The organism is Streptomyces sp. NTH33, from assembly GCF_003236365.1.
Taxonomy (GTDB): domain Bacteria; phylum Actinomycetota; class Actinomycetes; order Streptomycetales; family Streptomycetaceae; genus Streptomyces.
In genome coordinates this window covers 1-6,520 of record NZ_POTZ01000394.1, presented here as the reverse complement: position 1 = coordinate 6,520, position 6,520 = coordinate 1, and the positions used below count along the sequence as shown (strand labels likewise).

Below are 6,520 nucleotides of genomic sequence, written 5' to 3'. Positions count from 1 at the left end.
TAGGGGAACAGGGGCGGGCACGTGGACGACGGGGCATGGGATCCGCCGCGGCGGGCCCCATGCCCCGTCGTCATACCCGTCGATTCCGGGCCCCGGGTCAAACCTCCAGGACCAGGCGCGGGCAGCCCTTCGCGGCGCGCGACACGCAGATCATCATCGTGTCGTTGGCCGCCTGTTCCGCCGGTGTGAGGATCGAGTCGCGGTGGTCGGCGGCGCCGTGCAGGATCTGCGTCTCGCAGGTGCCGCATGTGCCCTCCTTGCAGGAGGACAGCGCGGTGATGCCCTGTTCCTCGGCGACCTGGAGGATCGACTTGCCCGCGGCCACCTCGGCCACGATGCCGGACTCGGCGAACTCGACCTCGAAGGCCTCGTCGGGCGCATCGCGCACCACCTTCTTGGGCGCGAACCGCTCGGTGTGCAGTGTGCCCGCCGGCCAGTGCGCCAGGGCGTCTTCGAGCGCCTTGAGCAGCGGCTCCGGACCGCACGCGTAGACGAGCGTGTCGGCCCGGACAGTGTCGAAGATGCCTGGCAGGTCCGGGTGGCCGCACTCGTCCTGCGGCACGGGCTTCACCCGGTCGCCGTACTTCTCCAGCTCGCCGAGGAACGCCATGGACGAGCGGGTGCGACCGCCGTAGTGCAGCTCCCACTCGGCGCCCTCGGCCTCGGCCTTTTCGATCATGGGAAGGATCGGGGTGATGCCGATGCCGCCCGCGACGAAGACGTAGCGGGGCGAGGGCACGAACCTGAAGTTGTTGCGCGGCCAGCCCAGGCGGACCTGTGCGCCGACCTCGAACCGGTCGTGGATCGCCCGCGAGCCGCCCCGCCCGTTGGCCTCGCGCAGGACGCCCAGCCGCCACTCGTTCGGCTTCGACGGCGACGACGACAGCGAGTACTGCCGCACCACGGCGCCACCGCTGACCGGTATGCGGACGTCGACGTGCGCGCCGGGCTCCCAGTCCGGCAGAGCCTCGCCGTCCGGGTGGGCGAAGCGCAGCGCGACGACACCGTCGGCGATCTCCTCCTTGCCGGTCAGGACGAGGTCCATCTCACGCTTGACGCGCTTCTTCTGACGCTCGACATCGGCGACGTCCCAGACGGCGGGCAGGGACAGACGCACCGGCAGCAGCGCCATCCGGGCGAAGTCGAGCGGGACCTCGTCGGCCGGGCGCAGCGAGGGCAGCCGCTCGAAGAGCACCCTGAGTCCCGTCGCGCCCTGCACGCGGGCCAGTGCCTGGCCGAGGCACGTGTGCCGACCGGTCGTGAAGGCCAGGTGGTCGGCGGGGTCCTCGCGGTGGATGTCGAACTCGAAGGGGCGCTCGACGTGGGCGGGGTCCGTGTTCGCGCTCGCGAGCGAGACCCAGATCATGTCGCCCTGGGAAATCTTCACACCGGAGATCTCCATGTCGCGCATCGCCTTGCGGGAGGCGAAGGGCGACGACGGGCGGCGGCGCACGGTCTCCTCGAAGACGTTCGCCCACAGCGCCGGGTCCTCGAGTGCCTCGTCGATGTAGTCGCGCCTGGTGTCGAGGAACAGTACGGCGTTCGCCATCGCCTGGGCGGTGGTGTCGGCACCGGCCAGGGCGAACTCGCAGATATGAAGCGCTACTTGCGGGATGGTCAGGACGTATTCGCCGTCGCCTGCCCGCTGTGTCGCCATGTCGCTGATGAAGTCGTCGCCGGGGTTCTCGCGACGTTCGGCGACCACGGCCTGCAGTTGCGCGAAGGCGGAAGCGAACCGCTCCCACACCTCGTCGAAGATCTCCGCCGGCATCTCCTCCTGGGCGGAGGAGAGCACCCGGCCCATGTCGCCGCGCAGTTGGCGCATCATGGCGTCGTGCTCCCAGCCCAGGCCCAGGTGGGCCAGCAGGGTCTGGGTGGTCAGCTCCAGGCAGTACTCCTCCATGAGGTCGCCGGAGCCCCGCGTCTCGATCTTGTCGAGGATGCGATGGGCGCGCTCCTCGATCTGCGGACGCAGCGCCTCCATGCGGTCCTGGGTGAATCCGCGCAGCGCCGCGTTGCGGTGGATGGTGTGCAGTTCGGGATCCGTGCCCACGATCATCTCGGACATCAGGCCCTGCGGGACGACGTCGCGGTGCTTCTCGGGGACCTCGATCGTCGCGGTGTTGCCGGAGGAGGAGAACTCCTTCCAGTCGGCCAATACGCGAAGGACGTCCTCGCGCTTGGTGACCACCCATGCGTTGAGCCACGGGTACCAGAACACCGGATGCTCGTCGCGCACCTTGGCGAAGTGCATCGACGGATCGCGGTAGTAGTCGTCGCTCATGGCGTCGAAGCCGTGCGCGACGGGGCAGCGGCCGACGGCGGGTGGTGTCACGGTCTCGGTCATCATCGACTCCTTTTCCTACAGGGCCGCGGCCACGGCCATGGTCGACAGCTTCTGGAAGCGGGCGACGTTCTCGCTCTCCTCCATGACTCCGGCGGACAGGAACACGAAGGTGAGGTCGCGCTCGGGGTCGACCCAGAACAGCGACGACCCGGCGCCGTAGTTCCCGTGCGTGCGCGGCGACGTGAAGGGGCCGAAGAAGCTGGGCGCGGTGCCCGTGCCGGAGAGCGAGAAGCCGAGGCCGAAGTTGCCGCGGGGTATCTCCCAGCCGCGGGCGGCCGCCATCTGGGCGTACAGGTCGTTCGGCATGTCACCGGTCTGCAGGGTGGTGGCCTGGTCGACGATCGACGGAGCCAGCACCCACTGCCCGTCGTGCAGGCCGCGACGGCGGATCATCTCGGCGAACGCGAAGACGTCGCGGGCCGTGGAGACGGAGCCCACCCACGGCATCTCCGCGTCCTCGGTAATGTGGTCGTTGAGACACTCGATGTCGCTCGGCTGCAGGAACCCGCCCTCGGGCAGGTACGCCTTGAGCGGCACGGCCCGGTCCTTGAGTGCCGCCGGGAGACCGAACGAGGTCTCGTCCATGCCCAGCGGGTCGAAGATCAGCTCTCGGGCCAGGTCACGGAACGACGGGGCACCGTAGGCGCGGCGCACCATCTCGCCCATGAGCGCGTGGTTGATCGCCGGCGCGTAGTTGAGGTTGGTGCCGGGTTCGAACAGCACGTCCACCGTGGACAGGGCCTGGATGACGTCCGCGAGGACGCCGAAGCGGTCCGGTCCGAGTCCCGGGTTCGGTGTCGGCGGCATGCCGGAGCGGTGCGTGAGCAGGTGGACGAGGTTGATCCGGTCCTTGCGGAGCATGTGGAACGGGTCGGTTCCGAGGAACTCCGGGATCAGGTCCACGACGCGGGTGGAGAGGGCCAGCCTGCCCTCTCCGATCGCCCGCAGCGCCATCGCGTTGGTGAACGCCTTGGTGAGCGACAGCACGCGGAACACGGCATCGGGCCGCAGCTCGCGGCCGGTGGCGCGCTCGTGCCAGCCGAGCGTGGTGTCCACGACGACGTCCCCACCACGGGCGAGGATCAGGTGCGCGCCGTCGTAGGTGCCGGCCGCGATGTCGCTCGTGATCTCGGCGACGAACCGCTCAAGTGCGCGGCCGTCCACGTCGGCACGTGCCACGACGTCGGGGCCGGCAGTCCGCGCGACGGGGACGGTGGTGGTGTCGGAGGTCATGGTCGTCGGGCCTCTCACTGCATCACGAGCCCGCCCGAGGGCGAGATCGTCTGACCGGTGTAGTACGAGCCGTCCTCGCCGGCGAGGAACAGGACCGTCTTGGCGATCTCCTCGGGCGTGGCCGTGCGGCGGATCGGCTGGAGGCCGACGAGGAAGTCGACGAACTCGTCGTCGCTCTGCCGGAAGAGCGGGGTGTCGATGGCACCGGGGGCGAGGGCGTTGACGCGGATGCCGAACGGGGCGAGTTCGACCGCTCCCTCGCGGGTGAGCCCGAGGACGGCGGCCTTCGAGGCCGGGTAGTAGGGCGGCATGGCCACACCCATCAACGCCGCGGCCGAGGAGAAGTTGACGATGGCGCCGCCGCCGTTCTTCTTCAGCAGCGGGGTGGCCGCGCGCATGGTATAGAAGGTGCCGTAGAGATTGATCTTCAGGACGCGGTCGAAGTCCTCGTCCGTGATGTGCTCGATGAACTCCGGGTTGTGACGGCGCCCCTCCTTCATCGCGAGGAAGCCCTTGTAGTTCTCCTCGTTGAGCGCTTCCAGCGCGGCCCGGTTCGGGGCGTTGACGCCGGCGGCGTTGACCAGGGTGCTCAGACGGCCGTGGTCCGCCTCCACCTGGGCGAACGCCTCGCCCACGGCCGTGCTGTCGGCGATGTCGAAGGCGAGCGGGACTGCGCGTCGCATGCCGTCGAACGCGGTCTTCAGCGCTTCGGCGGAGATGTCGGCGCCGTAGACGACGGCGCCTTCCTCGTGGAACGCGCGGGCCACCGCGAGGCCCATGCCGGAGGCTGCTCCAGTGACGAATACAACGTGGTCGGCGAACTTCATTGCTCCTCCTTGAGCACTCCAGGTCACCGCGACGGGTTCGCAATACGAGGAGGGTTCCACGTTCACTAGACATATGTCTAGTGAACCGGAGTGGAAATTCCGGCGTACCGAAGCGGGACCGAGCACACGGACCCACCTCCGGGAAGGACCCAGGACCCGCGACCCGACAGACGCCGGGCCGGGCCCGGGCGGCCCTCACCGCCTGCGGGCTCAGAGCCCCGCGGTGACCTCGACACGACCGCTCGGGCGCAGCACGAGACCGGCCAGGACGGCGACGAGACCCACCGGCGGCGGCCACGAGCAGGCCGACGCCGCAAGCACCCGCGGTCGGCGCGCCGGCGGCCCGGTCGGCGTTGCCGGCCGCGATGGCGGCACACAGGGCAGCACCCAGGCTGCCCGGGTCGACGGCAGTGGGAGGTCCGCACTCATCGAGGCGTGGAGCGGGATCGCCGTCATCGTCCCGACCTCGTTGGGCATCTGCGGCGCCGAGAAGGTCAGCGCCACGGGGAGGCCGACCTGGCACCGGGGCACAGTCCGGGCCTCGGACGCGGCGGAGCCCGCGTCGGCGCGGGAGGGCATCTTGGACATCGTTGCCGCTCCTTGCTCCGCGCCGCGCGGACACGACGCCGCGCGAGGGGGGCGGCGCACAGCTTCGCCGACCCCAGTTCACTTGGCAAGTGTCTAGTGAAATATTTCGCGGCGCAGGGCTCGGAGAGTCGGCGCCAGGCCTCAGGCCGGGTAGTCCGGGTCCCCCTGCAGAGCGTGTGCGAGGGCGTCGGCGAGCTCCAGCACGATCGCCTCGAAGAACGCCGGACGGTCGCGCACGACAGCGAAGTAGAACGCGCGCTCGATGGTCATCGCGAGCGCGACGAGCCGTGCCCGGGCTCGCTCCGCCGTGAGGCCGCGCGCGGTGAGCCGGTCGACGACGGCGGGCATCGCGTCGGCGATCCGGCCGTACAAGCCGAACCACTCGTCCGCGACGGCCGTCTCGTTCGCGAGCGCCTGCTCCATGGAGGTGAACTCCATACGGTACCGGCGCCACATGGCGGCGTGCTCGCGCAGCCACTTCTCGGTGGCCACGGGCGTGGGCTCGACGAGAGCCAGCCGCCTGTACGCGGCGAGCACCTCCGGTTCCACGCCGCGCATGATCTCGACGACGATCTCGCCCTTGGAGTGGAAGTGCAGGTAGAACGTGGCCCGCGAGACCTTCGCCGCGCGCGCGATGGCGTCCGCCGTCGTCGCCGTGTAGCCTTGCGCGACAAACAGGCCGCGCGCGGCGTAGACCAATGCATCGCGCGTGCGGCGCTTCTGCTCGGCGCGCGACACGGGACTCTTCTCCGGCACCGGGAACCCTTCCAAACAGACGTGGGGCACACCCTACACAGCGCTGTGAGCAGGCCGGAAAGCCGCGCACCTGTGATCGGGACACGATCACGGCCGGTTTCCTGTCGCGGACCGGATGAGTGTGCCGTCCGCTGGCCACGACCGCTCGACTGCCTCCTGAGAGGCCCAGGTCGGCTCGGTCGCCGACAGCGGACCAGGCCGCTGGACCACCGCCGGACCACCTGGCACACAGTGGCGGGCGAGACTTCACATGGCGGGGCCGAGCCGTCACACCCGCCCGGCGAGTGGGCGACCAGTTGCGACCAGTTCGAAGCCGTCGAGGAGCAGCACGGCGGCAAGGAACCGGGGCATCCGCGAACTCCTCGGACTTGCGGGCAAGAGAACACGCACGGGGGACACCACCCGCGCCACCAGCCGCGACGTCCCCGTACGCGACGCCCTACCCGCGGCAGACCGATGTCCCAAGGCCCATGTTGCGAACTCAACCCGGGCACCGGCCTGTTCACACCTGATCGCGCACAGGACGTGCGGCAGGACCAACGCGCCCGCGACGGCGGTGAGCGTCGCTCTGCGACGGCCCCCGGCCGACCGGTCGAAGCCACCCCCGCCGACCGGCGGCGATCTCATCGGGGTTCCCGATGCCTACCACCGCGGTGGTAGGCATCGGACTGTGCTGCGCGCCCTGGCCGCACAGTGGTACGCCCTCCCCCTCATCAGAAGGTGAGGAGGAGGGCGTACGCGTCCGCCCGGGGCCGGGTGGTAGCCGTTC

5 protein-coding genes are annotated in these 6,520 nt (G+C 70.0%); all 5 read right to left on the bottom strand.

The annotated features are described in order from the left end of the window. Window positions 1-97: 97 nt before the first annotated feature. A complete protein-coding gene (locus tag C1I97_RS28400) occupies window positions 98-2,347 on the bottom strand; it encodes a cytochrome P450 (RefSeq protein WP_111005993.1) in 2,250 nt (749 codons plus the stop codon). A gap of 15 nt (window positions 2,348-2,362) precedes the next feature. Beyond that, window positions 2,363-3,580, bottom strand: coding sequence for a serine hydrolase domain-containing protein (locus C1I97_RS28395; RefSeq protein WP_111005992.1), 1,218 nt, complete (start codon window positions 3,578-3,580; stop codon window positions 2,363-2,365). 14 nt (window positions 3,581-3,594) lie between these two features. Further along, window positions 3,595-4,407: an SDR family NAD(P)-dependent oxidoreductase gene (locus C1I97_RS28390; RefSeq protein WP_111005991.1), complete on the bottom strand. Its 813-nt coding sequence runs from the start codon at window positions 4,405-4,407 to the stop codon at window positions 3,595-3,597. Between the two features lie 210 nt (window positions 4,408-4,617). Then, on the bottom strand, window positions 4,618-4,995 hold the full coding sequence (locus C1I97_RS28385; RefSeq protein WP_111005990.1) for a hypothetical protein: 378 nt from the start codon (window positions 4,993-4,995) through the stop codon (window positions 4,618-4,620). Window positions 4,996-5,136: 141 nt separating this feature from the next. Further along, on the bottom strand, window positions 5,137-5,733 hold the full coding sequence (locus C1I97_RS28380; RefSeq protein ID WP_258382776.1) for a TetR/AcrR family transcriptional regulator: 597 nt from the start codon (window positions 5,731-5,733) through the stop codon (window positions 5,137-5,139). Window positions 5,734-6,520 lie beyond the last annotated feature (787 nt).

Excerpts from the sequence above, each read along its gene's own strand:
- C1I97_RS28400 (WP_111005993.1), bottom strand. The coding sequence starts at position 2,347 with ATGACCGAGACCGTGACACCACCCGCCGTCGGCCGCTGCCCCGTCGCG.
- C1I97_RS28390 (WP_111005991.1), bottom strand. The coding sequence starts at position 4,407 with ATGAAGTTCGCCGACCACGTTGTATTCGTCACTGGAGCAGCCTCCGGC.
- C1I97_RS28385 (WP_111005990.1), bottom strand. The coding sequence starts at position 4,995 with ATGTCCAAGATGCCCTCCCGCGCCGACGCGGGCTCCGCCGCGTCCGAG.
- C1I97_RS28395 (WP_111005992.1), bottom strand. The coding sequence starts at position 3,580 with ATGACCTCCGACACCACCACCGTCCCCGTCGCGCGGACTGCCGGCCCC.